Source organism: Methylosinus sp. PW1 (assembly GCF_000745215.1).
In the GTDB taxonomy this organism is placed as follows: domain Bacteria; phylum Pseudomonadota; class Alphaproteobacteria; order Rhizobiales; family Beijerinckiaceae; genus Methylosinus.
This window is the reverse complement of sequence record NZ_JQNK01000009.1, coordinates 1,132,138-1,158,284: the sequence shown is the minus strand read 5'-3', so window position 1 is coordinate 1,158,284 and position 26,147 is coordinate 1,132,138. Positions and strand designations below refer to the sequence as shown.

The window sequence follows — 26,147 nt, the reverse complement described above, 5'->3', positions numbered from 1 at the left end:
CTTGCGCCTCACGGCGCGGGATTGCTGTGCAGCTGATGAATCTCGTCGATACGCGCCTCGATTTCCGGCGTGATCGTCACCTCGAGCGAGTCCAAATCTTCCTGCAATTGCGCCATCGTCGTCGCGCCGATGATGTTGGAGGTCACGAAGGGACGCGAGGTGACGAAGGCGAGGGCGAGCATCGCCGGCGAGACGCCGATCTCCTTCGCCAGCGCGAGATAGGCGTCGATCGCCTGCGTGACGCCGGGTTTCTCATAGCGTTGGCCGCGCTCGAACAAAGTGGTGCGCGCGCCGGCGGGACGCGCGCCATCTCGATATTTGCCGGTGAGATAGCCTTGCGCCAGCGGCGAATAGGCGAGCAGGCCGACATCCTCGCGCGTCGCGAATTCGGCGAGGCCGATCTCGAAAGTGCGATTGATGAGGTTGTAGGCGTTCTGGATCGAGACGACGCGCGGCCCATGGCCTTTCTCCGCCGCGCTCAGAAAGCGCGCGACGCCCCAGCTCGTCTCATTGGAGAGCGCGACATGGCGAATCTTGCCGGCCTTCACCAGATCGGCGAGCGCCTCCAGCGTTTCCTCTATGGGGATTTCGTCGACCTTCGGCGGCGCGCGATAAATGGTTCCGCCGGCGCCGAACAGCGGCAGCGGGCGATCCGGCCAATGCAGCTGATAGAGATCGACATAATCCGTCTGCAGGCGCTTCAGCGATCCGTCGATCGCATATTCTATGTTCTTGCGATCGAGCCTGGTTCCCTCGGCGTCGGGACGCAGATAGGGGCTCTCGCTGCGGCCCGAGACTTTCGTCGCCAATATCACTCTGTCGCGGTTCTTTCGCGCCGCGAGCCAGGAGCCGATGATGCGCTCGGTCGAGCCCTGCGTCTCGGCGCGCGGCGGGATGGAATAGATTTCCGCCGTGTCGATGAAATTGACGCCGCGATCGAGCGCATAGTCGAGCTGCGCATGTCCTTCGGCCTCGGTGTTCTGCTGGCCCCATGTCATCGTGCCGAGCATGATCGCCGACACGCGAAGGTCAGTGCGGCCCAATTTGCGATAGTCCATTGCGTTGCGACCTTTCGTTTCAGGCGTTCTGCGTCGTCGCATCGCCGACGATGCGGCCGAGGCCGTTGGGAATGCGCGGGCTGGGCAGAACATAACGGTTGCGGTCGCGCACCATTGTGGCGACGCCCGCGAAATCGAGCTTGCCGGAGCCGAGCAGCGGCAATTTGTCGACGATCATGAATTCGGCCGGGACCATCAGCTCCGACGCGCCTTTCGATTTGGCGAAGGCGAGGAATTCGGGACGCGTCGCCTCCTTCTGCTGCGTCACCAGCACGATGCGCTCGCCCTTGCGCGGATCGAGCTCGCGCGCCGCCGCCGACAGCGAATTGGGCCACAGCTCCGCGGCGAGCGTCTCCACGGCGGCGAGCGAGATCATCTCGCCGCCGATCTTGGCGAAGCGCTTGGCGCGGCCTTGGATTTTTATATAGCCCTGCGCATCGACGGTGACGATGTCGCCCGTGTCGTGCCAGCCCTCCGCCGGCGGGACCAGCACGCCGGGATCGTCGGCCAGAAGATAGCCGAGCATCACATTGGGGCCGCGCACGAAGAGACGTCCGCCCTCGGCGACGCCGGGAACAGTCTCGAGGCGCAGCTCCATGCCCGGCAGCAGCCGGCCGACGCTGCCGAAGCGGTTGAACATGGGCGTGTTGAGCGCCAGCGCCGGCGCCGTCTCGGTGACGCCATAGCCCTCGAGAATGCGAATGCCGAATTTCTCGAGATAGACCTCGCGCGTTCCCTGCTTCACCGGCTCGGCGCCGGCGATGACATAGCGCAGCGAGCGGAAGTCATAAGAATGCGCGACGCGCGCATAGCCGTTGAGGAATGTGTCCGTGCCGAGCAGCACTGTGGCGTTGGCGTTGTAGACCAGCTCCGGCACGATCTTATAGTGCAGCGGCGAGGGGTAGAAATAGACCGGCACGCCGGAGACGATCGGCAGGATGAAGCCGACATTGAGGCCGAAGCAATGGAACACCGGCAGCACGCTGAATAATTTGTCGGTGCGGCCGAAGTCTATGCGCGCGGCGGCCTGGGCGGCGTTGGCGAGCAGGTTTTTGTGCGAGAGCACGACGCCCTTGGGCGCACCTTCCGAGCCCGAGGTGAAGAGAATGGCCGCCGGATCGTCGGGGCTGCGCTTCTCCAGCGGGCGCTTATGGCGCAGCAAAGCGGAGAGCTTGTCGGCGCGCGTGATCTCGCCGCGCACATCCTCGAGATAGACGATGCGGAACTCCTTATCGAGCGCGGCGATCAGCGCGTCGAGCTTGCCCTTTTCCACAAAGGCGCGCGAGGTCAGCAGCGTCGTCGCCTGCGCGGATTTGAGGCCGGAGGCGATGTTCGCCGCGCCGGCGGTGAAATTCACCATGGCGGCGACGCGCCCGGCGCCGACGATGGCGAAGATGGTGACGCCGGCGGCGTTGGAATTGGGCAGCATGACGCCGAGCGCCTCGCCCGTCTGCGAGATGCGTCGCAGCTTGCGGCCCAGCGCATGGGCGCCGATCATGATGCGCTTATAGGTGAGCGCGCCGGTGATCGGGTCCTGGATCGCGACGCGGTCGGCGCCATGCTCGCGCGCCGCATCGACGAGCGCCTGATGCAGCGTGCGGTCGATGGGGCTGGTGCGGAAGACGAGATCGGACATGATCTCATAGAGCGCCGCGCCGGAGGCGATGCGACGCGCCTTGCCGCGCAATGCGGGATCGACCTCGAGCCGCGTCGGCTCCAGCACGGTGAGCGTGAATTTGGGGAAGAAGCGGCGGCGCGCCTGCTCGCGGGTCAAGCGCGAGAACATCGTTGCTTCCGGCCCCTCGATGCGCACGGGCACGACCCAGGCGCCGGATTTTTCCGCGATGAGTCCGGCGCCGTCATAGACTTTCATCAGGCTGCCGGTGACGGTGAGGCGTCCCTCCGGGAAGATGACCAGAGGATCGCCGTTGCGAACCGCATTGACCAGAGTGCGCGTGCCGAGCGGACGCGTCGGATCGAGCGGAATGGCGCGCACATAGCGCAGGAAGGGCCGCACCCACCATTTCGTCGCGATGGTCGAGTCGATGGCGAAGACGGGATCGACCGGCAGCACGCAGAGGATCGCGGCGGCGTCGAGGAAGCTCACATGATTGAGCGCGATGATCGGATTCTTGCCCGCCCTGGCGAAATTGGCGAAGCCTTTCACCTCGAGCCGATAGAAGGCGCGGAAGATGATCGACAGGGCGTCACGAAAAGGGGAGACGACGACCGCTTTGTAGATCCATATGGCGGCGAGCGCCATGAGTCCGCCCATGCCGAGGAACAGCTCCGGCACGGAGACGCCCTTGCTCTGCAGCAGCGCGACGGCGAAGGCGCCGCCGGCCATGAAGGCGGCGTTGAGCACATTGACCGCGGCGATGATGCGCGAGCGCTCATGGGCCGGCGCATAGGCCTGCAGCGCGGCGAAGCTCGGCACGATCATCAGCCCGCCGGCGATGGCGAGAGAAGCGAGATCGATGGTCACGCGCCAGGCGCCGGAGAGCTCGAAGAATTCGGCGATTTCGAGCGGCGTCGTCGCCTCCTGCGGCGCGAGCGTCGCGAGAGTCCAGCCGAGATCGAGCGAGGCGCCGGCGATGATCGCCGCGCCGATCGCCGCTGGCAGCAGCACGATGCGTCCCGCCAGCAGGAAGGAGGCGAGGCCGGAGCCCACTGCGATGGCGATGGCGAAGACGGCGAGGAACAGAGTGACGACCAGCTCCGAGCCATGCATCACATGCGTCACCAGCGGCGCCAGCAGCGACATTGCGATGACGCCGACGAGCCAGAAAATTCCCGTCACCACGCCGACGCGCCACAGCCGCTTGTCCCTCCACAATTCACGCAGCAGCACGGCGGTGGAGCGCAGCACATTGGGATCGATGCGCAGATCGGGCGCGGCGCGCTCGGTGGGGGGAATGAGCCGCGCGGCGCCCCAGGCGGCCACGGCCGCGGCGGTGACGCCGATGGTGGTGATGATCGGCTCGCCGCCGCCATGCATGGCGAGGCCGCCGGCGATGGTGCCGGTGAGTATGGCGAGGAAGGTCGCGCCTTCCACCAGCGCATTGCCGGCCGGCAATTCCTCCTGGCGCAGATGATCGGGAAGAATGCCGTATTTCACCGGGCCGAACAGCGCGCCGAGCACCCCGAAGGAAAACAGCGCCGCGAAAAGCACGGGAACGGAAGAGAGCGCGAAGCCGGCGACGGCGATCAGCGCCGCGCCCATCTCGACGAATTTCAGGCGCCGCGCGACCAGCGCCTTGTCGTATTTGTCGGCGATCTGTCCGCCGAGCGCCGAGAGAACGAAATAGGGCGCGATGAAAATGGCGCCGGCGAGCGTGACGAGCGACTCGCCCTCATGCCCGCCGATCTTGAACAATATGAGCAGAACCAGCGCGTTCTTCAGGAAATTATCGTTGAAGGCGGCGAAGAACTGGCACCAGAACAAAGGCGCGAAACGTTTGGTGAGGAGCAGATTGTCGGACATGTGAGAAATTCCGTCGGCGCGCGGCGAGAACATGGAGGTTTCGCCGATTCTGTTTAAGGATGGGTTGGTCGGCGGGCGTTGCGCGCCCGCACATATTACGCCGCGAGCGAGGCCCGCGGCGATGAGATTCTCGGCTCGGGCGGCCGCCTCCCTCACACTCCCCCGCTCTGCGGGAGAGGGAAGGCGGCAAACGCTACGCGAAATCTCCATGAAACGCGCAATCTGCCCCCTCTCCCGCAAAGCGGGGGAGGGTCGGGGAGGGGGCGCGCGCTGGCCATTATCGAAAAGGCGGCTTGAACATTCGCGGCCTCCTGCTATGAACATCGTTCAGGCGCGACCATAGCACGATCTGAACAGCGCTCAAGAGAAAAATGAACGACGTTCAAAAAACTGAATCCAGCGCCGCGGAGCGCTCCGCGTCCAAGACCTCCACGCGCCGCGCCGATCTGCGCGCGCGGCTGGCGGCGGCGGGCCGCGCCGCGATCGCCGAGGGCGGGCTGCAGAATTTGAGGGCGCGCGATCTCGCCGCCGCCGCGGGCTGCGCCGTGGGCGCCATCTACAATGTGTTCGACGATCTCGACGATCTGATCCTGCGCATCGGCGCGGATACGCTCGCGCGTCTGGAGCAGGGGCTCGCCGCGCCGCCCGGCCCCGCGCCGGAGCCGGCGGAGGAGCTGCTGCGCCTGTCGCGCTTCTATCTCTCCTTCGCGCGCGCCAATAAGGCGCTGTGGCGGGCGCTGTTCGAGCACAGGCTCGCCGGCGGCCGTCCGGCGCCGGCCTGGTATCTCGAGGATCAGGGCCGGCTCTTCGCTTTGGTCGAGGCGCCCTTGGCGCGGCTGCTGCCGGACGAGCCGGCGGCCTCGCGCGCGCTGCTGGCGCGCACCTTGTTCTCCGCCGTGCATGGCGTCGTCTCGCTCGGCCTCGAGGAGAAGCTCGCGCCAATGTCCGAGGCGGCGCTGGAGGGCGAGCTCGAGCGGCTGGTGCGCGCCTTCGCGGGCGGGCTGACCGCGCGGCCCTGCGGCGAAGCGTCACGAAAAGGCTGATTTCGAGCTATGGCTTGCCTTCAAGAGCCCGACCTGAAATATCGGGTTTGGGAAGTTTAAAAGGCGCCCCGATCCATGCTGCTGTTTCTGCTCTTTTTCGTCGCGATGTGGGCGGGCGCGCAAAATGCGCTGGCCGGCGGCGGCTCCTTTCTCACTCTGCCGATGCTCATGCTCACCGGCATGGACGCCCGCGCCGCCAATGTCACCTCCTGCGTCGCGCTGTTTCCCGCGCAGATCGCCACCGGCTGGGCGGGCCGCGATCTCTCGCGCGGGGCGGCGGGCCTCGGCCTGCGCACGCTGTTCATCATCAGCATCGTCGGCGGGGCGGTGGGCGCGGTCATCCTGCTGCTGACGCCGCCGGCCTTCTTCGCCAAGCTCGTGCCCTGGCTGGTGCTGTTCGCGACCGTGGTGTTCGCCTATGGCAGCTTTCTGCGCAAGCCGGGCGAGGCCGATGCGCATCTTTCGACGCGCGGCGCCGGCGTGGCGCAATTCCTCATCTCCGTCTATGGCGGCTATTTCGGCGGCGGCATCGGCTTTCTGATGGTCGCGGCGCTGACCATGGCGGGGCAGAATGTGCGCATCGCCGCCGCGACCAAAAACGTGCTCGCCGCGGTGATGAACGCCTCCGCCGTGGCGATCTTCCTGTTCTCGCCGGATCTTCATCTCGCCCAGGCGCTCGTCACCTCGCTCGGCGCCACCATCGGCGGCGTCGCCGGCGCGCGCATGCTGCATCACATACCGGATAATTGGCTGCGCATTATCGTGGTCATCATCGGCGCGCTCTTGACCTTCGGCCTGTTCCAGCGCGCGCCGTGAGGCGTTTCGCCGCCGCCGATGGCTGCGAGGCATGGCTGGTCGGCGGGCGCGGCCTTCTTATCTAACCGCATCGGCGAAGCGCCGGCGCATAGGCCGCGGCGCGAAAAGTCGATGGAGGCCGAACTGTCCGACAATCGCAATCGAAGCGCCGCCGTGGCGGCCGCGACCCCCGCCGCCGGCGAGGATTATGACAAGCTCGGGCGCGACGCGCTCGTCTCGCTTTTGCGCAGCGTCATCGAGCAGCGCGACGACGTGCTCTCCAAATATGAGGCGATGGCGGTGCAGGTGGACGAGTCGACCCGCGAGATCGACGACGCCCAGCTCGAGGCCAGGCGCAATGCGCAAAAGGCCGACGGCGACGCCCGCAAGGCGCAGGAGGCGGAAAAGCGCGCCGCCGATCTTCAGCGCCAGCTCGACGACGAGCGCCGCGCCAAGGCGGCTCTCGCGGGAGATTTCGCGCGTTATCGCGACAAGGTGACGAGCACGCCGGTGGACGAGCCCTGGAGCCAGCTCTGGCGCGCGATCTCGCAGATCGTCGCGGACGCCGTCGCTTGGGCGCGGGCCAAGATTCCGGCGGACAGCCAATTCCTGCCCTGGTTCGACAAGGGCGTCGATTTCGCCAAGGCCACGGGCCGGCTGCTCGGCGAATGGAGCGTCGCGCTCTATGATTGGGCGCGTCCGCGGGCCATCGAGGGCTATGAATGGGCGAGGCCGCGCGCGATCGATCTGTGGAAAAGGGTGAAAACCGAGATCGAGCGGCGGACCGGCCCGGCAAAATCGTAAAAGGGCGCTGAAAAGCGCCTTTCGGCAAGCGTCGGCACGGCTGGTAAAGCGCGCGCCAATGCGTTAGATTCGCGACATGTACGCCCGTCGCGCCCTCGTCGCCGCCACCCTCTGCGCCACGCTCGGCCTCGCCTCGGCGGCGCAGGCGGCGGCCGCGCGCGGCGCCGTTCTCGCCTGCCGCGATCAGGCGGACATAAAACGCGCTTTCCGTCCGCCAGCGGACAAGGCGGCCAAGGACGACCCCGCCTATTTCCGCGGCAAGCTCCAGGCCGGCCAATGCGTGCAGCTCATGCGCGATCAGAAGGTTGACGTCGATCAGCGCGACGGCCTGCTGTGGTGCGTGCGTCCTTCCGGCGCGCTGGATTGCTTCTGGACGATCGATCGGGCGATCGATCTCTACCCCGCGCCGCCGCCCCAGCCGGGCGAGCAGCCGTCCAAGAAAAAAGGCTGAATCGGCTTCCTGCGACGCGGCAACGCGCTTCCCTCGAGTTGGTCTGCGGCCTCTCGACTGGTAGAACTGTGCCGGTTACGTAATGATTCTCGCCCCAGGGAGCGACGGAAGCCATGATCCAGCCGACGAAATGGTGGATCGGCCTGCCCGTGCTGGCCGCCTTGTTCACGATCGTCGCGACGTCGGACGTCGAGAAGATCGAAAAAGATTTGGGCGACCGCGTGCGCGCGGCGCTCGACAAATCGCCCGGCGCGATCGAAGGCGCGCGCATCGATGTGGACGGGCGCGACATTCGCCTGTCCGGCGTCGCCCTCGCGCCCGCCGCCGTCGCCGAGGCCGTCCGCAGCGTCGAATTGCAGGAGGGCGTGCGCTCGGTCGCGGACGCCACGACGCCGCCGCCCCTCGCCAAGCCTTTCGCCTTCGCGCTCGAGCGCAAGGGCAAGACGCTGGCGCTGTCCGGCAATGCGCCCGTCCCCGGGGAGCGCGCGGCCGTTCGCGACGCGGCGGCGGGCAGGGGCCTCGAGCTTTCCGACACGTCGATCTCGGCGTTGGGCGCGCCCAAGAATTACGCCGCGCTCGCGGCCTATGGCGTCTCTCTGCTGGACGCCATAGGCGACGGCAGAGTGACGGTCAGCGACGCGTCGCTGTCCGTTGCCGGCGCCGCCGCCAGCTTCGAGGGCTATGATCGCGCCGAGGCGGCGCTGAAAGCCCCGCCCGAGGGCGTCGCGGTGAAGGCGGAGATCGCGCCGCCGCGCGTCTCGCCCTTCGTCTGGAGCGCCGCCAAGGCCGGCGAGATCGTCTCGCTGTTCGGCTATGCGCCGAGCGAGACGACGCGCGAGACTCTCTTCACCGAGGCGGCCAGCCTCGGCAAGGCCAGCGACCAGACGCGCGTCGCCGGCGGCGCGCCCGGCGATTTCGCCGCAGCGGCCGGCGCCGCTCTGCGCGAGCTCGCCAAGCTCTCCAGCGGCAAGGCGTCCATCGCCGATGGCGTCGTCTCCATCGAAGGCGCGGGCAAGACCAATGTCGGCGCCTCGGCCGTCGAGGCGAGCCTGCGCGCGGCGCTGCCGAAGAGCTTCGGCCTCGGCAAGGTGAGCGTGGCGGCGGGCGCGGTCTCGCCTTTCGTCTTCACCGCGCGCAAGCAGGAGAGCGGTCTGGCGCTCGCCGGCTTCGCGCCGGACGCGGCGACGCGCGCGCGCATCGCCGAGCAGGCCAAGCGTGATTTCGGCGATGCGGTGGAGGTCGATCTCGCCATCGCCGACGGCGCGCCCAAGGGCTTCTCCGAAGCGGCGAGCGTGGCGTTGCGGGCGCTGGCGCGGCTCGACGCGGGCGTCGCGGCGCTATCCGACCGCAAGCTGGCGCTGGAAGGCGCGGCCTATAACGCCAAGGCGCAATATGACATTCGCGCCCGGCTCTTCCGCGAGCTGCCGGAAGGCTATGAGAACGCCGCGCGGCTCGGCCTCGCGACCAAGGACGAGATTCCGCCGACGCGCCTCTACGCCGCTCTCTCGGAGACGGCGGCTCGAGGGCTCACTTTCGGCGCGGACAATTCGATCGCGGAAACATCCCTCCCGGTCGTCGACGCGCTCGCCTATGTGCTGCTGCGCAGCCCGGGCGCGGCCGTCGATATCGTCGGGCTGTTCGCCGGCGCGGGCTCGAATGCGGAGAATGAGGCCGTCGGCCTGCATCGCGCCGAGGCCGTTCGCGCTTATCTCATCGAGGCGGGGGTCGAAGCGGCGCGACTCTCCGCCTCGGGCGCTGCGGCGGTCGACGAGAGCGGCCGTCGCATCGAATTCTCGATCCGGTGATCCGGGGCTTTCGAGGGAGTACGCCCATGCTCTATCTGCTCGCCGCCTCCACGCAATGGCTCGCCGCCGCGCTCGCGCTGGGGCTCGTCATCGGCTTTTGGACGACGAAAAAAGAGGCCGGCGCGATATTCGCCGGCCATGGCGTCGTGGTGGCCTCGGCCTTCGCGCTCGCCGGCGGCTTTCTGCTCGCCAATCTGCAGACCATTCCCGGCCGCAACGGCCTCCTCTTCGAATTGGGGCTGCTGCTCGCCACGGCCTATCTGATCGGCCTGCCCTTTGGCGGCGGGGTCAGGCTGCTGTTCGGCGCCGCGGCTCCGGCCGCGCCGGCGAAGCGGAAGCCGCATGCGGATGTCTCCCATGTCGCGCTGCGCGGCGCCGCGGCGACGCTGGCGGAAAATGCGCCGGCTCCCGCTCCTGAGCCGATCGCCGCAGCCGAGCCGCCCGCGCCGGAAACCGCGCTCACCGAGGCGCCGGCTCCGGTCGCCGAGCCGCGCCGTCGCGCCGGAGCGCCGCGCCCCGCCGAGAGCGAGCGCAAGACGCCGGGCCAGCGGCCGGAGGGGCTGCCGGGACCGCGCGGCGGCCGCGCCGACGATCTCGCCAAGATCAAAGGCCTCGGGCCGAAGAGCGTCGAGAAGCTGCATGGGCTCGGCGTCTATCATTTCGATCAGATCGCCGCTTGGTCCTCCGAGAATGTCGCCTGGATCGGCGCGACGCTCGCCGTTCCCGGCCGTCCCGAGCGCGGCCGCTGGGTGGCGCAGGCCAAGGAGCTCGCCGCCGCGACGGAACGGGCGCAGGCCGAATGAGAATCGGACTTCTCGGAGCTTCGCTGCTGCTCTGCCTCGTTTCGGCGGACGCGCCGGCGCAGGACATGCTGCGCAATGTCGATCTCGCCCAGCCCGCCTATTCGCAGTCCGAATTCACGCGCGCGGAGATAGAGGCGCGCCTCGCGGCGACGAAGCCGGGCGAGACGCTCGATCTCTCCATGCGCAGCCTCAACGGGCTCGATCTCTCCGGCCTCGATCTCTCCGGCGTCAATCTGCGCGCCGCGCGGCTGGTCAAGGCGCGGCTCGCCGGGGCCAAGCTCGACGGCGCCATTCTCGATCAGGCCTGGCTGCTGGAGGCCGATCTCTCCGGCGCCAGTCTGCGCGGCGCGCATGTCTTCGCGGCGCAACTGCAGCGCGCCCGCGCCGAGGGGGCTGATTTCTCCAAGAGCCGGCTCGCCGCCGATCTCACCGGCGCCGATCTGCGCGGCGCCTCCTTCCGCGGCGCGGATATGTCCGCCGATATGAAGAACCAGTCCATGGGGCTGATGCGCGCGGTGCTGCGCTCCGCCAAGCTCGACGGCGCGCATTTCGACGGCGCCGATCTCTCCCGCGCCGACATGCGCTATGCGCGGGCGCCCGGCGCGATCTTCGACAAGGCCTCGCTGAAGGATGTCGACGCCGCCGGCGCCGATCTCACCGGCGCGCGCTTCGAGGGAACCAAGGCCGAGGGCCTGTCGCTCGATTCCGTGCGCATCGACAGGGGCGTGGCCGCGACGCTGAAGGGCGCGGTCGATTTGGATCGCGCCTATCTGCAATAGCTTTGGCAATGCGCCGAGGCGAAAGACCATAGGGGCGGGGGCTGCCCGATCGCGCCGCCGCCATAGATGAACGAAGGGCGGTGACCAGAGAACCCTTCCGCATCGGCGTCGATCTCGGCGGCACCAAGACAGAGGCGATCGCCATGGGTCCCATGGGCGAGACGCTGGCGCGCCGGCGCGCGCCGACGCCCGCGCATGATTACGCCGCCGTTCTGGCGACCATCGGCGGCCTCGTGCTCGATCTCGAGCAGGAGATCGGCGGGCGCGGCAGCGTCGGCGTCGGCACGCCGGGCGTGATTTCGCCGCGCACGGGCCTCGTGAAGAACTCCAACACCACAGGGCTCAACGGCAGGCCGCTCGACAAGGATCTCGCGGCTCTGCTCGAACGCCCGGTGCGGCTCGAGAATGACGCCAATTGCTTCGCCCTGTCGGAGGCTGTGGACGGCGCCGGGGCGGGCGCGCGCGTGGTCTTCGGCGTGATATTGGGAACGGGAGTCGGCGGCGGCGTCGTCGTCGATGGCGAGGTTCTGCAGGGCGTCAACAAGGTGGCGGGCGAATGGGGCCATACGCCGCTGCCCTGGATGACGCCGGACGAATTTCCCGGACGGCTCTGCTACTGCGGCCATTACGGTTGCGTGGAGACTTTTCTCGCCGGCCCGGCGCTCGCCTATGATTATGGCCAGCGCAGCGGCGCCGAGGCGAGCGGCGAGGAGATCGCCGCGCGCGCCGCGGCGGGCGAGGCGGCGGCGCGCCATGCGCTGGAAGTCTATCGAGACCGCTTGTCGCGCGCGCTGGCGGGCATCGTCAATCTGCTCGATCCAGATGTCATCGTGCTCGGCGGCGGCGTGTCCAATATCGATTTCATCTATGAGGGACTGCGCGATCTGGTCGAGAAGCAGGCGTTCTCGGACGCCATCGACACGCGCATATTGCGCAATGTGCATGGCGACTCGGGCGGCGTGCGCGGCGCGGCCTGGCTGTGGGGCGGGCCGGAGTGCGAGAGCTGACGCGCTTTTTCTGATAGGATGGGCGGCGTTCCGTTTCTCGGGAGCCGTTCATGTCGAATTTGCAAACGATCGAATTGAAGGCCTTCGTGCCGGCGAAGGATTATGAGCTCTCCAAGCGCTTCTATCGGGAATTGGGCTTCACGCTCGCCTCGGACGGCGGAGGCGTCGCCTATTTCCATCACGAGACTGTGAGCTTCCTGCTGCAGAATTTCTACGTGAAGGAATTCGCCGAGAATTTGATGCTGCATCTTCTCGTCGAGGATGTCGACGCGTGGAAGGCAAAGGTCGACGAGAGCGGGATCGCCGCGCGCTATGGCGTCGCGGTCTCGGACGTGCGGCTCCAACCTTGGCGCATGCGCGATTTCACATTGGTCGATCCGTCAGGCGTGTTGTGGCGAATCGCGCAGAATGTGGAGTGAGTGCGGCTCCCGCTTCAGCGTGTGAATTTCATCGCGGCGAACAGGAAGCCGCCGAGGGCGAGCTGCGTCACGATCAGCCAGCGGAGAATATCGACCTTCAAATCGGCGGCGGTGGTCGCAATCTTGGCTTCGAGCTTCTGCTCAAAAGCGCGCAATTCCATCTGAAGCGCCGACAGATCGGTTTTGGTCACAATCGCTTCGGTCGGCGCGCGCATCGGACGGTCCTATGCCGCTGCGAGCGCGTGGACGAGCGTTTTTGCGACTTCGTCGGACGACTTTCGCGACGCGTCGAGAATGGCGAAATCGGCGATCGATGGCAGCTCGCGGTCTCCCGCGCCGGGCATGACGACGAAGAGCCGCTTGCCCAGCGCTTTGGCCGCGCCGGCTTCGAAAAACGCCAAATTCGCCCCGTTGGAGCCGGACTCGGGAATGACGAGGATCGCCGCGTCGGATTCGTCGATCGCCTGCCGCAGCGCTTGACCGAGCGAATCTCCTGGGCGAGTGCTGGTGGCGGGATCGATCACGCAGACGCCCATTCGCTCGAGTCCCTCGCGCAAGGAGCGGGCGAAGGGCTCGTCTCCATGGCTGTAGGAAATGAAAAGCTTCATTCGCGATCTCCCGAATGGATGCGCTCGGCCAGCTCCCGAATGTATTCGTCGAAGTCGTCGAGGGCAACGACATTGGTCGGGCCGAGACAGGCCATGCCGCCGTGATTCCGTTCGATTTCCTCGATCGTCACGCCATAGGTCACCCCGACGAAACGCTTTTTCAACGCCCAGGCGGCGGCGATCTCGGTCCAGACCCAATTGCGGCCGACCGACCAGGGCGTGAGCAGGGCGACCAGTTCGGCGCAGTGCTCGATCCCCGTGCGGACGCGTTCTTCGATACGGTCGCCCTTCTTGATGTCGAATATGTCGATGAATGGCGCGCCTCCCGCATCGGAGATCGAACGCGCCATTTGTCTGGCCACCCATCGATCATGCCAGCCGTGGGAAACGAAGATCGAATATGTCACGCGTCCACCCGAAGAATGTGATGAAACCTACCCCTCCATCGCCTCCAGCTCCGCGATCAGCCCCTCGATCATCTCGAGCCCTATGCCCCAAAAGGCCGGATCGCGCGCGTCGAGGCCGAAAGGCGCGAGCAGCTCATTATAGGGCTTGGCGCCGCCGGCCTCGAGCAGGCCGAAATAGCGCTCGGCGAAACCCGTCTCCGCCTTTTGATAGACGCCATAGAGCGAGTTCACGAGACAATCGCCGAATGCGTAGGCGTAGACATAGAAGGGCGAATGCACGAAATGCGGAATATAGGCCCAGAAGGATTCATATCCTTCGCCGAGCCGAATGGCCGGGCCGAGACTGTCGCTCTGCACGCTCATCCACAATTCGCAGAGCTTGTCGGCGGTCAGCTCGCCCTTCTTGCGCTCGGTGTGGACCTTGCGCTCGAAGGAATAGAAAGCGATCTGCCGCACCACAGTGTTGAGCATGTCCTCCACTTTGGAGGCGAGTAGCGCGCGCTTCTTCTCGACGTCGGTCGTCTGCGCCAATAGCGAGCGGAAGGTCAGCATCTCGCCGAAGACGGAGGCCGTCTCGGCGAGCGTCAGCGGCGTCGGCGCCATCAGCGCGCCTTGGCGCGAGGCCAGCACCTGATGCACGCCATGACCGAGCTCATGGGCCAGCGTCATCACATCGCGCGTCTTGCCCTGAAAATTGACCAGCACATAAGGATGCGCGGACGGCACGGTCGGATGCGCGAAGGCGCCCGGCGCCTTGCCCGGCCGCACCGGCGCGTCGATCCAGCTCTTATCGAAGAAGCGCGCGGCGATCTCCGCCATTTGCGGCGCGAAGCCGCTATAGGCGGTGAGAACGATGTCGCGCGCCTCGTCCCAGCTGTAATTATGCGAGGGGACGGAGGGCAGCGGCGCGTTGCGGTCCCAATAGTCCAGCGCCTCCTTGCCGAACCATTTGGCCTTGAGCTTGTAATAGCGATGCGAGAGCCGCGGATGCGCGGCTGTGACGCTCGCGACCAACGCGTCCACCACCTCCGGCTCGACTCTGTTGGAGAGATGGCGCGAGTCGGCGACATCCTCGAAGCCGCGCCAACGATCGCCGATCTCCTTGTCCTTGGCGAGCGTGTTGGTGACGAGCGCGAAGGTGCGCAGATTGGCCTTCAGCGTCGCGCCGACGGCGAGCGCGGCTTCGCGCCGCATCTCCTCGCGCGAATCCTGCATTAGATTGAGCGCAGGCTCGATCGTCAGCTCCTTGCCGCCGATCGAAAAGCGCAGCGAGGCGATGGTCTCGTCGAAAAGGCGGTTCCAGGCGGCGCGGCCGGTGACAGATTTCTCGTGGAAGAGACGCTCCAGCTCGTCGGAGAGCTCATAGGGCTTCTCCATGCGAATATCTTCGAGCCAGGGCTTCCAATGCGCGAGCGGCGCCTTCGCCGCCGCGGCGTCGAGAATTGCGTCGTCGATGCGGTTCAGCTCGAGCTGGAAGAACAGCAGCTGCGTGGAAATTTCGGTGATCTTGTCCTGAATGTCGCCATAGAATTTGGCGCGCGCGGGGTCGGTGGTGTCGCCGGCGTAGACCAGACCCGCATAGGACATGATTCGGCCCAACAGGTCCTGTAGCGCCTCATAGCGCCGCACGGCCTCGCCGAGCGTCTCGCTCGCCGTCGCGCCGCTCGCGATCTCGCTCAGGCGGCCGCGATAGGCGGCCGCGAAGGCCGAGGCCTCCTTCTCCGCCGCCGCAATGTCGGCGGCCAGCGCCGGCGAATCCGGCGCGGCGTAGAGATCGGCGAGATTCCATTCGGGGAGCGCGGGGCCGGGGCCGCCGGCCTGAGCCTCGGAGACGGCGTCGCGAAGAGGGGCTTGGACGCGGGCGTGAAGATGCGGCATGGTTCGAACCGGGAGTTGAGGATGAAGGGCGCTTCGCCGAATATCGGGCACGGGACAGAAAAAATGCAAGTCGCAGGCCGCCGAGCCGCAGGCCGCGCAGGCGCTTTTCTCGTCCCCGGCCTTTGGATTCGTCCCGACGGCGAGGCTCACGTTAAGGACGCCTTTACCCTGATCTCCGAGCATGGCCGGAAGGTGGCGTCGTCCACGTCCTCTACAGCACGCTGCGGATCCTCGCGATCCGCCCGAGCCCACGCCGCGCAGGCCTAAGAGATTTCAAGAGGATCAATGACTTCTACGATTCTGATCGCCGACGACGATCCGGTCCAGCGCCGCTTGCTCGAGGCTTCGGCGCGGCGCTTCGGCTATGAGGTGGAGACTGTCGAGGGCGGCGAGCAGGCGCTGGCGCGGCTGACGCAGAATGGCGCGACGCCGGTCGACCTGCTGATTCTCGATCTCGTCATGCCCGATCTCGACGGCATGGGCGTGCTGACGCGCCTTCGCGACCTCAAGATCGACGTGCCCGTCATCGTGCAGACGGCGAATGGCTCCATAGAGACGGTGATCTCGGCCATGCGCGCCGGCGCGCATGATTTCGTCGTGAAGCCGGTCGGCGCCGAGCGTCTGCAGGTCTCCATCAAGAATGCGCTGTCGGCCGACGCGCTGGCGGGCGAATTGCGCCGCGTCAATCGCCGCAGGGACGGCGCGCTGACCTTCCGCGATCTGGTCTCGCGCAGCGAGGAGATGGCGCGCGTCATTCGCCTCGGCGAGCGCGCCGCCCATTCCAACATTCCCGTGCTCATCGAGGGCGAGTCGGGCGTCGGCAAGGAGATCGTCGCGCGCGCCATTCAGGGCGGCTCGGATCGCCGCGGCAAGGCCTTCGTCACGGTCAATTGCGGGGCGCTGCCGGCCAATCTCGTCGAATCCATTCTCTTCGGCCATGAGAAGGGAGCCTTCACCGGTGCGACCGAGAAGCATGCGGGCAAATTCCTAGAGGCCAATGGCGGCACGCTCTTCCTCGACGAGATCGGCGAATTGCCGCTGGAGACGCAGGTGAAGCTGCTGCGCGCCCTGCAGGAGGGGGAGATCGATCCCGTCGGCGCCAAGCGTCCGGTGCGGGTCGACATTCGCCTCATCTCGGCGACGAATCAAAATCTGATCGAGCAGGTGAAGCGCGGCCAGTTCCGCGAGGATCTGTTCTACCGGCTCAACGTCTTCCCCATCACCATTCCGCCGCTGCGCGCGCGCCGCGACGATATCGGCGATCTGGCGCGCCGCTTCGCCATCCGCTTCGCGGCGGAAGAGAACAAGCGCCTGCGCGGCATATCGCATGAGGCGACGACGCTGCTGGCGAGCTACGACTGGCCGGGCAATGTCCGCCAGCTCGAGAACGCCGTATTCCGCGCCGTGGTGCTGGCCGACGGCGACGAGCTGACGGTCAACGAGTTCCCGCAGATCGCCGCCCATGTGGAGGGCTTTTCCGCCCGCGTGCCGCCGGCGCCCGCGCCCGTCTCGGCCGGCCCCACGCCGGAGCGGGAGATCGTCCGCGTCGAGATTCGCGATCCCAATGTGATGGCGCTGCTCGGTCCGCATGGCGACATGCGCCGTCTCGAGGAGCTGGAGGCCGAGGTCATCAAATTCGCCCTCGTCCATTATCGCGGGCAGATGTCGGAGATTGCGCGTCGTCTGGGCATAGGCCGCTCGACGCTCTACCGCAAAATGAAGGAGTACGGGCTCGGCGAGGAGATGGACGAGAATGTCGACGCCGCCTGAAGAGGCGAAGGCGCCGCGAATTTAGGCGTTTCCCGGCTTGCCCAAAAAAGCGCGCGCGGCCATTCTGCGGCCAGAATGCGCCGTGCGCTCTCGGGCGCCGGCGCGCAGAACGGAGACCTTCTCAGTCATGTCCGAGCTCTATGATATCGAAGCGCGCACGATCGACGGCGAGACCGTCAAGATCGGCGACTACGCCGGCAAGGTGATCCTGATCGTCAATGTTGCGAGCCGATGCGGCTTCACGCTGCAATACAATGGCCTCGAGGCGATCTGGAACGAGAACCGCGACAAGGGGTTCATCATTTTGGGCTTCCCTTGCAACCAGTTCAGCAATCAGGAGCCGGGGACGGACGAGGAGATCAAGACCTTCTGCTCCACCCGCTTCATCGTGACCTTCCCGCTGTTCAGCAAGATCGAGGTGAATGGCGAAAATCAGCACCCGCTCTACAAGCTGCTGAAGGAGAAGGACCCGGGTCCGGCGGAAGACGTGAAGTGGAACTTCACCAAATTCCTCATCGACCGCAAGGGCAATGTGGTGAAGCGCTTCCAGGCCACCAACACGCCGCGCCAGATGGAGCCCGACATTCACGCTTTGCTCGCCGAGGCCTGAGAGGCGGAAAGCGCCCGCTATCGGCTCTAGATGCCGGCGGGCGCGGTGACGAAAGCGCGAGTCTGCGCCATATTGGCCGAGTGGCTCCGCCGATCCGCCGTTCAGCGGCGGTTTCGGGGAGCCCCTCGCGCGCCGCGATCGAGGCGAATATGTCGAGAGGTCGCCTCGGCCATGAGCCCTATCCGCGAGAATCGCGTCCATGATTTCGAAGCGCGTCGCCTGAACGGCGAAAGCGTGAGCCTCGCCGATTGGGCCGGCCAGGCGCTGCTGATCGTCAATGTCGCGAGCAAATGCGGCTTCACCCCGCAATATCGGGGGCTCGAGGCGCTGTGGCGCGCCTATCGCGACCGCGGCTTCGCCGTGCTCGGCTTTCCCTGCAACCAGTTCGGCCATCAGGAGCCCGGCGATGAGGCCGCCATCGGCGCCTTTTGCTCGGCGAGCTATGACGTCACCTTTCCGCTCTTCGCCAAGATCGACGTGAATGGCGAAAATGCGCATCCGCTCTATCGTTTCTTGAAGGCGCAGGCGCCCGGAGTTTTCGGCACGCAGGCGATCAAATGGAATTTCACCAAATTTCTCGTCGATCGAAAGGGCCGCGTCGTGAAGCGCTATGCGCCGACCGATCGGCCGCAGGCGATCGCGGCGGATATAGAGACGCTTCTGGCGGAGGCTGCATGACCATCGCGATCGATATTGCGCGCCGCGACAATGGCGCTCCCAATACCCTCACCTTCGATGTCGTCGTGCGTGACGCCGCGAGCAAGTCGCGCCATCGCGTGACCATGTCGCGCGTGCTCGCCGAACGATTGGGCGGCGGCGTCTCCAGCGCCGAGCAATGTCTCGACGCGGCCTTCCGATTCCTGCTCGAGCGCGAGCCCAAGGAGCAGATTCTCGGACAATTCGATGTGAGCGTGATTTCGCTGTATTTTCCCGAATTCGAGCGCGAGCTGCCCAAATATTTGGCGTGAGCGGCCAGCGGTCAGCGCTCGTCGCGCGGCGCCCTTATCGTCTCGCCCGGCTTCAGCCGCCGCGGATCGAGCCCCGGATTGGCGGCGAGAATCTCCTTCCAGCGCGCGCCGTCGCCATAGAGCTTCACGGCGATGTCGTGCAGCGTGTCGCCCGCGGCGATGCGATAGAGGTCGTCATGCGCGATGGAGCGCGCGCTCGGCCTTTCGCCCGCCGGCGTTTGCGGCGGCGTCGTCGTCGCGGCGACGGCCGGAGCGGGCGCGTCCCGCACGTCGAATTCGCCGCGCAGCATGCCCATCCAGCAACTCCAATGAATGACGCCGGCCGCGCGCGGCGTGAACTCGATCGTCTGCACGCCGGGCTTCACGTCGAATTGGAGATCGAGGCTCGGAACGACGATGCGCTTGTTGCAGCTAGTGATCTCTTTTCCGTCGATCACCCAATGCACGGGGACGCCCGCGATGAGCGAGAAGCGATTGGGCGAGAAGCCCGTGGCCACGACATCCATCTCGATTGTCTGATATGCGCCGCGCGGCTGCGGCGCCAAAGCCTGCGGCCCCACAGCGGGCGCGGCTGTCGGCGCGGGGGAGGGCGCAGGCGCAGGCGCAGGCGCAGGCGAAAGAATCGAGCGCTCGGCCGCGCCGCGCAATGTTCCGATCATGGATTGCAGATCATAGCCCCAGCCGGTGAGGATCACGCCGCGATTGATCATCACCGCGCCGAGCGCGACCACGATCGCGCCGGAGGCCATCAGCAGGCGATGCGTCAGCGAGGCGGAGATGAGAGTCGACAGCGCGCCGAAGCTCAGCATGACGGGCAGCGTGCCGAGCCCGAAGGCGAGCAGCATTTTCGCGCCCTCGAGCGCGCTGCCGGTTCCCGCCGCCATCACATACATCGCCTGCAGCGGCCCGCAGGCGATCATCAGCCCGTTGAAGAGGCCGATGACGAAAGGCCGATGCGAGCCCGCCGCGCGCCGATCGACAGAGCGCTGCAAGGGCGCGGGGAGCGCGAAGCGAAAGCGCCGCAGCGGCGTGAACAGGCCGAGCATGTTGAGGCCGAAGACGATCAGAAAAGCGCCGGCCGCGACGCCGGCGACGCCGCGCAGCATGGGCGTGAAGGCGATGAAGGCGCCGACGAGGCCGAACAAGGCGCCGATCGCCGTGTAGGAGATCGTCTTGCCCGCGCCATAGAGCAGATGCGAGCGATAGGACGGACGCCCCAGCCGCGCGTCGTCGGCCGTATAGCTCAGCACCAAGCCGCCGCACATTCCGATGCAATGAAAGCCGGTGAGCAGGCCGAGCAGGAAAATCAGCTCGAGGCTCATATGGCGGCCAATGTCCGGCGCGCCGGCCTCGCCGATCCAATGCGTGTCGATGAAGATCAGCAGAGCGACGCCGGCGAGGCCGAGCAGCACGCCGAGAATCTTGCCGAGGCCGCCGCCGCCGGGCTTCTCCGTGGGGACGGCGCGATAGCCCTGGCGCTCGACCGCCGCGCGGATCGCCTTCGGCGTGACGGCGGCGGGGTCATAGACCACGCTCACGCGCTCGGTCGGATAATCGGCCTTCGCGCTCGCGACGCCGGGAAGCTCGCCGACGGCGCGCTCGATGGCCCGCTCGCAGCCGTGGCAATGCATCCCGCGCGCGCGAAAGCCGAGTGTCGCAGAGCCGACGCTCGCCTCCTCCATCCGCCGCTCTCCTTTTCAAATCATATCTGTCTGAGCGCAGGCTCGGGAAAAGGCGCCTGCGACGGAGCGGCGCTGCGACTTTTTGTCTCGGGAGCGGGCGGAGCGGCTGCGGCGAAGGCGAGACCGGGCCATCGGGCAACGCTCATGTTTTCTCGCCATGGCGCATGACTGCATTTAATTTGGCGACTTGGGAATGCTGTCGTAAGGTCATAAAAGCGACACGCGCCGTCGACGCGGGAAATGTGTCTCCCGCGGCCGGCTGACGGTCCGTCGGAGGTCGTCGATGAAAGTGAATTACAAGCCCTTCATGATATTCGCGATAGTCGCGCTGCTCGCCGTCGCTCTGGCCATGCTGTTCGATCAGCGCAACCAGCGCAGCGCCGGACGCGACATCAACTTCAGCGAATTGCTGGCGCAGATCGATCTCGGCCGCGTCCATGACGTGACCATCGCCGGCAATGAGATCAGCGGGCATTTCGCGGATAATCGCTCCTTCACCACTTACGCGCCGAATGATCCGTCGCTGGTGCAGCGGCTGACCGCGAAGAATGTCGCCATCAGCGCGCGTCCCGCGAGCGACGGCGGCGGCTGGTGGATGACCTTGTTCTTGAATGCGCTGCCGCTCATCGCCTTTCTCGGCGTGTGGATTTTCCTCGCCCGCCAGATGCAGGGCGGCGCCGGCGGCCGCGCGCTCGGCTTCGGCAAGTCCAAGGCCAAGCTGCTGACGGAAACGCAGGGCCGCGTCACTTTCGAGGATGTCGCCGGCGTCGACGAGGCCAAGGAAGATTTGCAGGAGATCGTCGAGTTTCTGCGCGATCCGCAGAAGTTCCAGCGCCTCGGCGGCCGCATTCCGCGCGGCGTGCTGCTCGTCGGTCCGCCCGGCACGGGTAAGACTTTGCTCGCCCGCGCCATCGCCGGCGAAGCGAACGTCCCCTTCTTCACCATCTCCGGCTCGGACTTCGTCGAAATGTTCGTCGGCGTCGGCGCCTCCCGCGTGCGCGACATGTTCGAGCAGGCGAAGAAGAACGCGCCCTGCATCATCTTCGTCGACGAGATCGACGCGGTGGGTCGTCACCGCGGCGCGGGGCTCGGCGGCGGCAATGACGAGCGCGAGCAGACCTTGAACCAGCTGCTCGTCGAGATGGACGGTTTCGAGGCCAATGAGGGCATCATCCTCATCGCCGCGACCAACCGTCCCGACGTGCTCGATCCCGCTCTGATGCGTCCGGGCCGCTTCGATCGTCAGATCAATGTGCCGAACCCGGACTTCATCGGCCGCGAGAAGATCCTCAAGGTTCACGCCCGCAAGGTGCCGCTGGCGCCGGATGTGGACCTCAAGGTCGTCGCGCGCGGCACGCCGGGCTTCTCGGGCGCCGATCTGATGAACTTGGTGAATGAGGCGGCGCTGCTCGCGGCCCGTCGCAGCAAGCGCATCGTCACGCGGCAAGAGTTCGAGGATTCGCGCGACAAGATCATGATGGGCGCCGAGCGTCGCACTCTGGTGATGTCGGAGGAGGAGAAGCGCCTCACCGCCTTCCACGAGGGCGGCCATGCGCTGGTGCAGCTCAACATGCCCGGCTCTATCCCGATCCATAAGGCGACGATCATCCCGCGCGGCCGCGCGCTGGGCATGGTGCAGGGCCTGCCGGAGCGCGACCAGATCTCGCAGAGCTACGAGCAGCTCAAAGCCATGCTCGCATTGGCGATGGGCGGACGCGTCGCGGAGGAGCTGGTGTTCGGCCACGACAAGGTGACGTCGGGCGCCGCGAGCGACATTCAGCAATGCACGCGCATCGCGCGGGCGATGGTGACGCAGCTCGGCTTCTCCGACAAGCTCGGCACGGTTGCTTACGCCGAGCCGCAGCAGGAGCAGTTCCTCGGCTATTCCATGGGCCGCACGCAGACGCTCTCCGAGGCGACGCAGCAGACGATCGACTCGGAAGTGCGCCGCTTGGTGCAGGAAGGCTATGACGACGCCAAGCGCATCCTCACCGAGAAGCGCGCCGACCTCGACGTTCTGGCCAATGGCCTGCTCGAGTTCGAGACGCTGACCGGCGACGAGCTGATCGGCCTGCTGCAAGGCAAGACGCCGGTGCGCGAGGATGTGCCGCCGGCCGCGCCGCCCGCGCGTCCCTCGCCCGTTCCGACGGCCGGCGCGCGTCCCTCGCCAGAGCCGGACGCCGATGGGCTGGAGCCGCATCCGGTGTGATCGGACTTCCTCGAAAGCAAAAAAGCCCGGCGCGAGCCGGGCTTTCTTTTTTGCGCCTCTCGATGGGGCTCTTGCGTCAGCGTCCCGCGGCGCGCAGCCCGGCGATGCAGCGCGCGAGATTGACGCGCGCGGTCGCGTCCCATGCCGCGCGCGTCTCCGCGCGGCGAAACACCGGCTTGTCGCCCTGCGCCAGCCCTTCCAGCATCTTCGCTTGATTGGCGGCGAATTCGGCCTCCTCGACGCCGACGGATTCCGAGCGAATCTTCTGCGTGTTGGCGGCGAAGATTTCCCAAGGCGCGGCGAGCGGGCTGAGATCGAGATCGACGAAGAGATCGAGATCGCCGGAGAAGCCCGCGTAATGCTCCGTCGTCGCGCGCGCGCCGGCGTGATCGGAGGTCGCCATCACCAGATCTTCGACGGCCTGCGCCTCGCTTCCCGCGAGAACCGTGTGGCGACGGAAGGCGGCGACGCTGTCGCGCACATTCTGCCGGTCCAGCCGCGTCTTGCCATCCGGGTCGCGCGCCAGATGCACGGCGTCGTGCCAGAAGATGGCGGCGGCGATGAGATCGGGCCGCGCGGCGAGCGAATCGAAACGCTCGAGCCCTGTGAGCAGCTCGTCTATATGCGCCCAGCTGTGATAGGCGCGATGCGGCTGACGATAGGCTTGGTCGAGCGCCTCATAGGCGCCCGGCTCATGCGCTTCCGCGATTCGCCGCCAATAGCGCAGCCTGCGCGCTTCATCTGCATTTTCCACTGTCGCGCCCGTCATTTGCTATCCATCTTCCAAAAGGGCGCGCCTCCAGTCCTCGCCGGCGGAGCCGCCTCGAAAGCCGCAAATCGCTGTTCCATAGCCATATAGCAACCACCCCAATGCGACTCGACCGACGCCCTCAAATCCGCCGCTGCGACGCGGGCGCGGGCGAAGTCCCATTCGGCATGATAGCGCATCATCGTCACATGTTCGTCACGCCATGCTATGAAGGACTCGCTCGCCGCGAAGCTCTCGTCGCCGGCGAGCGCGTAGATGCGCGTCGGCGTCGAGCGTCCGACGACTTGCGCCGCGCCGAGATCGAGCCAGGCGAAATCAGCGGCGGCGTCGCGCAAATCGCCGGAGACGAGAATATCCACGCGAAACCATTTACACAGTCCTTCGAGCCGCGAGGTGAGATTCACCACATCGCCGAGGATCGAATAGTCGAAGCGTCGCGTCGAGCCCATATTGCCGACGCTGCAAGGCCCCAGATTGAGCCCTATGCCCATCGCCGCCTTGCGATAGTCGCGTCCTTCGCGCTCGGCCTCGGCGGCGCGCTCGTCGTTGAAGCGCGCCATGGCCGCGCGCATGTCGAGCGCGGCGCGAATGGCCTTGCGCGGATGATCGGCGACATCGAGCGGCGCGTTCCAGAACGCCATGATGGCGTCGCCGATATATTTGTCGACCGTGCCCTCGCGATCGAGAATGGCGTCGGTCATCGGCGTCAGATAGGCGTTCATGAAATGGGTGAGCTCTTGCGCGCTCAGCCCCTCGGAAATGGTCGAGAAATCGCGCAGATCGGAGAACAGCACGGTGAGCTCGCGCGTTTCGCCGCCGAGCACCAGCCGCTCGGGATGCTCGACGAGGCCTTCGACGACGGCGGGCGCGATGAATTTGCCGAAGGCCATATGCACATGGCGCCGCGCGGCTTGATCCTTGCGCCATAGCGCCACAGCGCCGACGCCATAGGCGAGCGCGACCGAGAGGCTGGGGAAAGCGGCGTCGACGAGCAGGCCGTAGCGATCGAAAGCGAGGAAAGACGCAGCGAAGAGCGCGCCGATCAATCCGGTCGCGGCGAGCGCCGAAATCAAAGGCGCGACCAGCGGCAGCAGCGCAGCGACGAGGATGAAAGCGGCGCCGGCGACGACGAGCTCGAGGCCATTGGCCCAATCGGGCCGCGACAGCAGCGCGCCGGAGAGCAGCGATTCGAGAATCTGCGCATGAATTTCGACGCCGGGAATCGTCGGCTGCAGCGGCGTCGCGCGAATATCGCCGAGGCCGACGGCGGTGGTGCCGATGACGATGATGCGCCCGTCGATCTCGTCGCGCGGGGCGCGATCCTCGAGAATGGCGGCCGCCGAGACGAGACGCTGCGGCGCCTCGGCGCCATAGCGCGGGCGAATGTCCGCTGCGGCGCCGACGGCGATCTCGAAGGCGCCGACCTTGACCGCATTGACGCCGGTCTGGCGTCCGAAGGCGGTCTCGCCGCTGGCGTTGGAGGAGCGGACGATGATCGTCGAGGCGCCCTGGGCGACGCGCAGCGCTTCCAGCGCGAGCGAGGGCGTGACGCCGCCGCCGGGGCCTATGGCGAGCAGCGGAATGCGGCGCACGACGCCATCGCGATCGGGCGCCCAATTGGTCGCGCCGAGGCCGCGCGTCGCCTCCGCCAGCTCCGCGATGGGCGCGACGGCGGCGGGGAAGGCGGCGAGGAAGGCGGAAGGATCGTCGCCGGCCATGGCGACGCCCGCCTTTTGCGGCGGCGCGCGCTTTTGCCCGGAGCCGGAGAGGGTGAGGCCGAGCGCCGTCGGCGCGGCGGCGATGGATTGCGCGAAGATTTGATCGTTGGGAATGGCGTGGGCGGCGATGGCGGCGATCTGCGTCTTGGCGGAACCGTCTGGCAGGCGTTGCGCATAATGATCGAGGCTCGTCTGATCCGCCTCGGCGAAGACGATATCGAAAGCGACGGCCGCAGCGCCCGCCTCGACGAGCTTGTCGAGCAGAGCGGCGAGCCGCGTGCGCGGCCACGGCCATTGGCCGAAGGCGGCGAGGCTGTCCTCGTCCACCGCTATCACGCGCACGGGAAGGCCCGGATCATAGGGGCGCGGGGCGAGGCGCTGATAGGAGTCGAAGACGAAATTGCGCAGATCGTCCAGCGCCGGCGGCTGCAGCCGGCCGAGGGCGAGCAGGGCGAGAGCTGCCGTGGCCGTCGCGAGAAAATAGGCGGGCCTGCGTCGCCGCGACCGCTTCAATCACGCCTCCTTTGCGCGTCCATCGAGGACGCGAGATGTTCGCCGAAGGCGCGGGTCAAGCTGACTCGAAACGCCTCGGCGCGCAAGCCGAGCCGCGCCGTCCCGCGCAAAAGCCGCCCGGCTGTCGCCGGCAGGTCACGTCGAGAGGCCGGCCCCGCGCATGACCGGATCGGGAGAGACGCGACGCATCGGGCGACGGGCGCAGCGCCGCGAGCCTGTCGATGACGCCGAGGGCGGCTTCCAGCGCCACAGCGTCCGGCGGCGTGGCCCGGAAGCGCGGCGCGCCGCGGGGAACCGAGAGGAAGCGGCGCAGCACCAGCAGCAGCTCGGCGGCGCGGCGGGTCGCGCCTATGTCGAGCGCCCGGCGTATGTCGGAGACGATGAGGTCGCGGACGAAATCCGCGCCACGATCGCAGAGCATCAGATAGCTCTCGTAGAGGGATTGATGAAAGGGCGAGGGCGTGGCGCCGGGGATCATCTCATGGGGGGCGAGCCCGCAGAGCTCGGCGCAACGCGAAAGAGGGATGAGAGCAAAGGACATTGCGGGCTCGTCTGGCGGGTTGGACG

The 26,147-nt window shown here is 66.8% G+C and carries 24 protein-coding genes; 14 read left to right on the top strand and 10 right to left on the bottom strand.

The annotated features are described in order from the left end of the window. Nucleotides 1-8 precede the first annotated feature (8 nt). Both K369_RS15085 and K369_RS15080 read right to left on the bottom strand, forming a co-directional pair. Complete coding sequence (locus K369_RS15085; RefSeq protein WP_036292269.1) at nucleotides 9-1,058, bottom strand: NADP(H)-dependent aldo-keto reductase; 1,050 nt, start codon at nucleotides 1,056-1,058, stop codon at nucleotides 9-11. A 19-nt stretch (nucleotides 1,059-1,077) separates the two neighbouring features. Next, nucleotides 1,078-4,542: an acyl-[ACP]--phospholipid O-acyltransferase gene (locus tag K369_RS15080; RefSeq protein ID WP_036295399.1), complete on the bottom strand. Its 3,465-nt coding sequence runs from the start codon at nucleotides 4,540-4,542 to the stop codon at nucleotides 1,078-1,080. A gap of 371 nt (nucleotides 4,543-4,913) precedes the next feature. Between K369_RS15080 and K369_RS15075 the strand changes: the two genes are divergently transcribed. From K369_RS15075 to K369_RS15035, 9 genes are all read left to right on the top strand, one after another. Continuing rightward, nucleotides 4,914-5,585: a TetR-like C-terminal domain-containing protein gene (locus K369_RS15075; protein ID WP_084570692.1), complete on the top strand. Its 672-nt coding sequence runs from the start codon at nucleotides 4,914-4,916 to the stop codon at nucleotides 5,583-5,585. A 75-nt stretch (nucleotides 5,586-5,660) separates the two neighbouring features. After that, the gene (locus tag K369_RS15070) at nucleotides 5,661-6,401 is read left to right on the top strand and encodes a sulfite exporter TauE/SafE family protein (protein WP_156967941.1); all 741 of its coding nucleotides are present in this window, start codon (nucleotides 5,661-5,663) and stop codon (nucleotides 6,399-6,401) included. 111 nt (nucleotides 6,402-6,512) lie between these two features. Further along, nucleotides 6,513-7,184, top strand: coding sequence for a hypothetical protein (locus K369_RS15065; protein ID WP_245278212.1), 672 nt, complete (start codon nucleotides 6,513-6,515; stop codon nucleotides 7,182-7,184). Between the two features lie 76 nt (nucleotides 7,185-7,260). After that, nucleotides 7,261-7,635, top strand: coding sequence for a hypothetical protein (locus tag K369_RS15060; protein ID WP_036292266.1), 375 nt, complete (start codon nucleotides 7,261-7,263; stop codon nucleotides 7,633-7,635). Nucleotides 7,636-7,748: 113 nt separating this feature from the next. Beyond that, nucleotides 7,749-9,440, top strand: a complete 1,692-nt coding sequence (locus tag K369_RS15055) for an OmpA family protein (protein ID WP_036292265.1) — start codon at nucleotides 7,749-7,751, stop codon at nucleotides 9,438-9,440. Nucleotides 9,441-9,466: 26 nt separating this feature from the next. Beyond that, a complete protein-coding gene (locus K369_RS15050; protein WP_036292264.1) occupies nucleotides 9,467-10,243 on the top strand; it encodes a hypothetical protein in 777 nt (258 codons plus the stop codon). Further along, complete coding sequence (locus K369_RS15045; protein WP_036292263.1) at nucleotides 10,240-11,022, top strand: pentapeptide repeat-containing protein; 783 nt, start codon at nucleotides 10,240-10,242, stop codon at nucleotides 11,020-11,022. The genes K369_RS15050 and K369_RS15045 overlap by 4 nt, the downstream gene beginning before the upstream one ends. An 80-nt stretch (nucleotides 11,023-11,102) precedes the next feature. After that, a complete protein-coding gene (locus K369_RS15040) occupies nucleotides 11,103-12,029 on the top strand; it encodes an ROK family protein (RefSeq protein ID WP_036292262.1) in 927 nt (308 codons plus the stop codon). Nucleotides 12,030-12,079: 50 nt separating this feature from the next. Next, nucleotides 12,080-12,448 carry a VOC family protein gene (locus K369_RS15035; RefSeq protein WP_036292261.1) on the top strand — a complete coding sequence of 123 codons (369 nt, stop codon included), beginning with the start codon at nucleotides 12,080-12,082 and terminating at the stop codon, nucleotides 12,446-12,448. 14 nt (nucleotides 12,449-12,462) lie between these two features. On the opposite strand, the gene K369_RS26585 is transcribed toward K369_RS15035, so the two are convergent. From K369_RS26585 to K369_RS15015, 4 genes are read right to left on the bottom strand one after another with little or no spacing between them, the layout of a single operon-like run. After that, the gene (locus K369_RS26585; protein WP_036292260.1) at nucleotides 12,463-12,663 is read right to left on the bottom strand and encodes a hypothetical protein; all 201 of its coding nucleotides are present in this window, start codon (nucleotides 12,661-12,663) and stop codon (nucleotides 12,463-12,465) included. Nucleotides 12,664-12,672: 9 nt separating this feature from the next. Then, nucleotides 12,673-13,056: a toll/interleukin-1 receptor domain-containing protein gene (locus K369_RS26580; protein ID WP_036292259.1), complete on the bottom strand. Its 384-nt coding sequence runs from the start codon at nucleotides 13,054-13,056 to the stop codon at nucleotides 12,673-12,675. Then, nucleotides 13,053-13,463, bottom strand: a complete 411-nt coding sequence (locus K369_RS15020) for a toll/interleukin-1 receptor domain-containing protein (protein WP_036292258.1) — start codon at nucleotides 13,461-13,463, stop codon at nucleotides 13,053-13,055. Before K369_RS15020 ends, K369_RS26580 begins: the two co-directional genes overlap by 4 nt. A gap of 27 nt (nucleotides 13,464-13,490) precedes the next feature. Beyond that, the gene (locus K369_RS15015) at nucleotides 13,491-15,341 is read right to left on the bottom strand and encodes a M3 family oligoendopeptidase (protein WP_036292257.1); all 1,851 of its coding nucleotides are present in this window, start codon (nucleotides 15,339-15,341) and stop codon (nucleotides 13,491-13,493) included. 285 nt (nucleotides 15,342-15,626) lie between these two features. Between K369_RS15015 and K369_RS15010 the strand changes: the two genes are divergently transcribed. From K369_RS15010 to K369_RS14995, 4 genes are all read left to right on the top strand, one after another. Then, nucleotides 15,627-17,111: a sigma-54 dependent transcriptional regulator gene (locus K369_RS15010; RefSeq protein WP_036292255.1), complete on the top strand. Its 1,485-nt coding sequence runs from the start codon at nucleotides 15,627-15,629 to the stop codon at nucleotides 17,109-17,111. 127 nt (nucleotides 17,112-17,238) lie between these two features. After that, on the top strand, nucleotides 17,239-17,721 hold the full coding sequence (locus tag K369_RS15005) for a glutathione peroxidase (RefSeq protein WP_036292253.1): 483 nt from the start codon (nucleotides 17,239-17,241) through the stop codon (nucleotides 17,719-17,721). Nucleotides 17,722-17,892: 171 nt separating this feature from the next. After that, nucleotides 17,893-18,399 carry a glutathione peroxidase gene (locus K369_RS15000; protein WP_036292252.1) on the top strand — a complete coding sequence of 169 codons (507 nt, stop codon included), beginning with the start codon at nucleotides 17,893-17,895 and terminating at the stop codon, nucleotides 18,397-18,399. Next, nucleotides 18,396-18,689 (top strand): hypothetical protein, encoded by a 294-nt coding sequence (locus tag K369_RS14995; protein ID WP_018266437.1) that lies wholly within the window; start codon nucleotides 18,396-18,398, stop codon nucleotides 18,687-18,689. Before K369_RS15000 ends, K369_RS14995 begins: the two co-directional genes overlap by 4 nt. 11 nt (nucleotides 18,690-18,700) lie before the next feature. Here the strand turns inward: K369_RS14995 and K369_RS14990 are convergent, their stop codons facing one another. Continuing rightward, the gene (locus tag K369_RS14990; protein ID WP_036292251.1) at nucleotides 18,701-20,371 is read right to left on the bottom strand and encodes a sulfite exporter TauE/SafE family protein; all 1,671 of its coding nucleotides are present in this window, start codon (nucleotides 20,369-20,371) and stop codon (nucleotides 18,701-18,703) included. Between the two features lie 283 nt (nucleotides 20,372-20,654). Between K369_RS14990 and ftsH the strand changes: the two genes are divergently transcribed. Continuing rightward, nucleotides 20,655-22,580, top strand: a complete 1,926-nt coding sequence (gene ftsH, locus K369_RS14985; protein WP_036292250.1) for an ATP-dependent zinc metalloprotease FtsH — start codon at nucleotides 20,655-20,657, stop codon at nucleotides 22,578-22,580. A 76-nt stretch (nucleotides 22,581-22,656) separates the two neighbouring features. Here the strand turns inward: ftsH and K369_RS14980 are convergent, their stop codons facing one another. From K369_RS14980 to K369_RS27220, 3 genes are read right to left on the bottom strand one after another with little or no spacing between them, the layout of a single operon-like run. Continuing rightward, nucleotides 22,657-23,349 carry a hypothetical protein gene (locus K369_RS14980; protein WP_051949324.1) on the bottom strand — a complete coding sequence of 231 codons (693 nt, stop codon included), beginning with the start codon at nucleotides 23,347-23,349 and terminating at the stop codon, nucleotides 22,657-22,659. Further along, nucleotides 23,346-25,580, bottom strand: a complete 2,235-nt coding sequence (locus K369_RS14975; RefSeq protein ID WP_036292249.1) for a CHASE2 domain-containing protein — start codon at nucleotides 25,578-25,580, stop codon at nucleotides 23,346-23,348. Before K369_RS14975 ends, K369_RS14980 begins: the two co-directional genes overlap by 4 nt. A gap of 55 nt (nucleotides 25,581-25,635) precedes the next feature. Further along, complete coding sequence (locus K369_RS27220) at nucleotides 25,636-26,121, bottom strand: hypothetical protein (RefSeq protein WP_198033135.1); 486 nt, start codon at nucleotides 26,119-26,121, stop codon at nucleotides 25,636-25,638. Nucleotides 26,122-26,147 lie beyond the last annotated feature (26 nt).

What these genes read in the sequence shown, in the direction of transcription:
- K369_RS15085 (WP_036292269.1), bottom strand. Translation starts at nt 1,058, where the DNA reads ATGGACTATCGCAAATTGGGCCGCACTGACCTTCGCGTGTCGGCGATC.
- K369_RS15080 (WP_036295399.1), bottom strand. Translation starts at nt 4,542, where the DNA reads ATGTCCGACAATCTGCTCCTCACCAAACGTTTCGCGCCTTTGTTCTGG.
- K369_RS15075 (WP_084570692.1), top strand. Translation starts at nt 4,914, where the DNA reads ATGAACGACGTTCAAAAAACTGAATCCAGCGCCGCGGAGCGCTCCGCG.
- K369_RS15070 (WP_156967941.1), top strand. Translation starts at nt 5,661, where the DNA reads ATGCTGCTGTTTCTGCTCTTTTTCGTCGCGATGTGGGCGGGCGCGCAA.
- K369_RS15065 (WP_245278212.1), top strand. Translation starts at nt 6,513, where the DNA reads ATGGAGGCCGAACTGTCCGACAATCGCAATCGAAGCGCCGCCGTGGCG.
- K369_RS15060 (WP_036292266.1), top strand. Translation starts at nt 7,261, where the DNA reads ATGTACGCCCGTCGCGCCCTCGTCGCCGCCACCCTCTGCGCCACGCTC.
- K369_RS15055 (WP_036292265.1), top strand. Translation starts at nt 7,749, where the DNA reads ATGATCCAGCCGACGAAATGGTGGATCGGCCTGCCCGTGCTGGCCGCC.
- K369_RS15050 (WP_036292264.1), top strand. Translation starts at nt 9,467, where the DNA reads ATGCTCTATCTGCTCGCCGCCTCCACGCAATGGCTCGCCGCCGCGCTC.
- K369_RS15045 (WP_036292263.1), top strand. Translation starts at nt 10,240, where the DNA reads ATGAGAATCGGACTTCTCGGAGCTTCGCTGCTGCTCTGCCTCGTTTCG.
- K369_RS15035 (WP_036292261.1), top strand. Translation starts at nt 12,080, where the DNA reads ATGTCGAATTTGCAAACGATCGAATTGAAGGCCTTCGTGCCGGCGAAG.
- K369_RS26585 (WP_036292260.1), bottom strand. Translation starts at nt 12,663, where the DNA reads ATGCGCGCGCCGACCGAAGCGATTGTGACCAAAACCGATCTGTCGGCG.
- K369_RS26580 (WP_036292259.1), bottom strand. Translation starts at nt 13,056, where the DNA reads ATGAAGCTTTTCATTTCCTACAGCCATGGAGACGAGCCCTTCGCCCGC.
- K369_RS15015 (WP_036292257.1), bottom strand. Translation starts at nt 15,341, where the DNA reads ATGCCGCATCTTCACGCCCGCGTCCAAGCCCCTCTTCGCGACGCCGTC.
- K369_RS15010 (WP_036292255.1), top strand. Translation starts at nt 15,627, where the DNA reads ATGACTTCTACGATTCTGATCGCCGACGACGATCCGGTCCAGCGCCGC.
- K369_RS15005 (WP_036292253.1), top strand. Translation starts at nt 17,239, where the DNA reads ATGTCCGAGCTCTATGATATCGAAGCGCGCACGATCGACGGCGAGACC.
- K369_RS15000 (WP_036292252.1), top strand. Translation starts at nt 17,893, where the DNA reads ATGAGCCCTATCCGCGAGAATCGCGTCCATGATTTCGAAGCGCGTCGC.
- K369_RS14995 (WP_018266437.1), top strand. Translation starts at nt 18,396, where the DNA reads ATGACCATCGCGATCGATATTGCGCGCCGCGACAATGGCGCTCCCAAT.
- K369_RS14990 (WP_036292251.1), bottom strand. Translation starts at nt 20,371, where the DNA reads ATGGAGGAGGCGAGCGTCGGCTCTGCGACACTCGGCTTTCGCGCGCGC.
- ftsH (WP_036292250.1), top strand. Translation starts at nt 20,655, where the DNA reads ATGAAAGTGAATTACAAGCCCTTCATGATATTCGCGATAGTCGCGCTG.
- K369_RS14980 (WP_051949324.1), bottom strand. Translation starts at nt 23,349, where the DNA reads ATGACGGGCGCGACAGTGGAAAATGCAGATGAAGCGCGCAGGCTGCGC.
- K369_RS27220 (WP_198033135.1), bottom strand. Translation starts at nt 26,121, where the DNA reads ATGTCCTTTGCTCTCATCCCTCTTTCGCGTTGCGCCGAGCTCTGCGGG.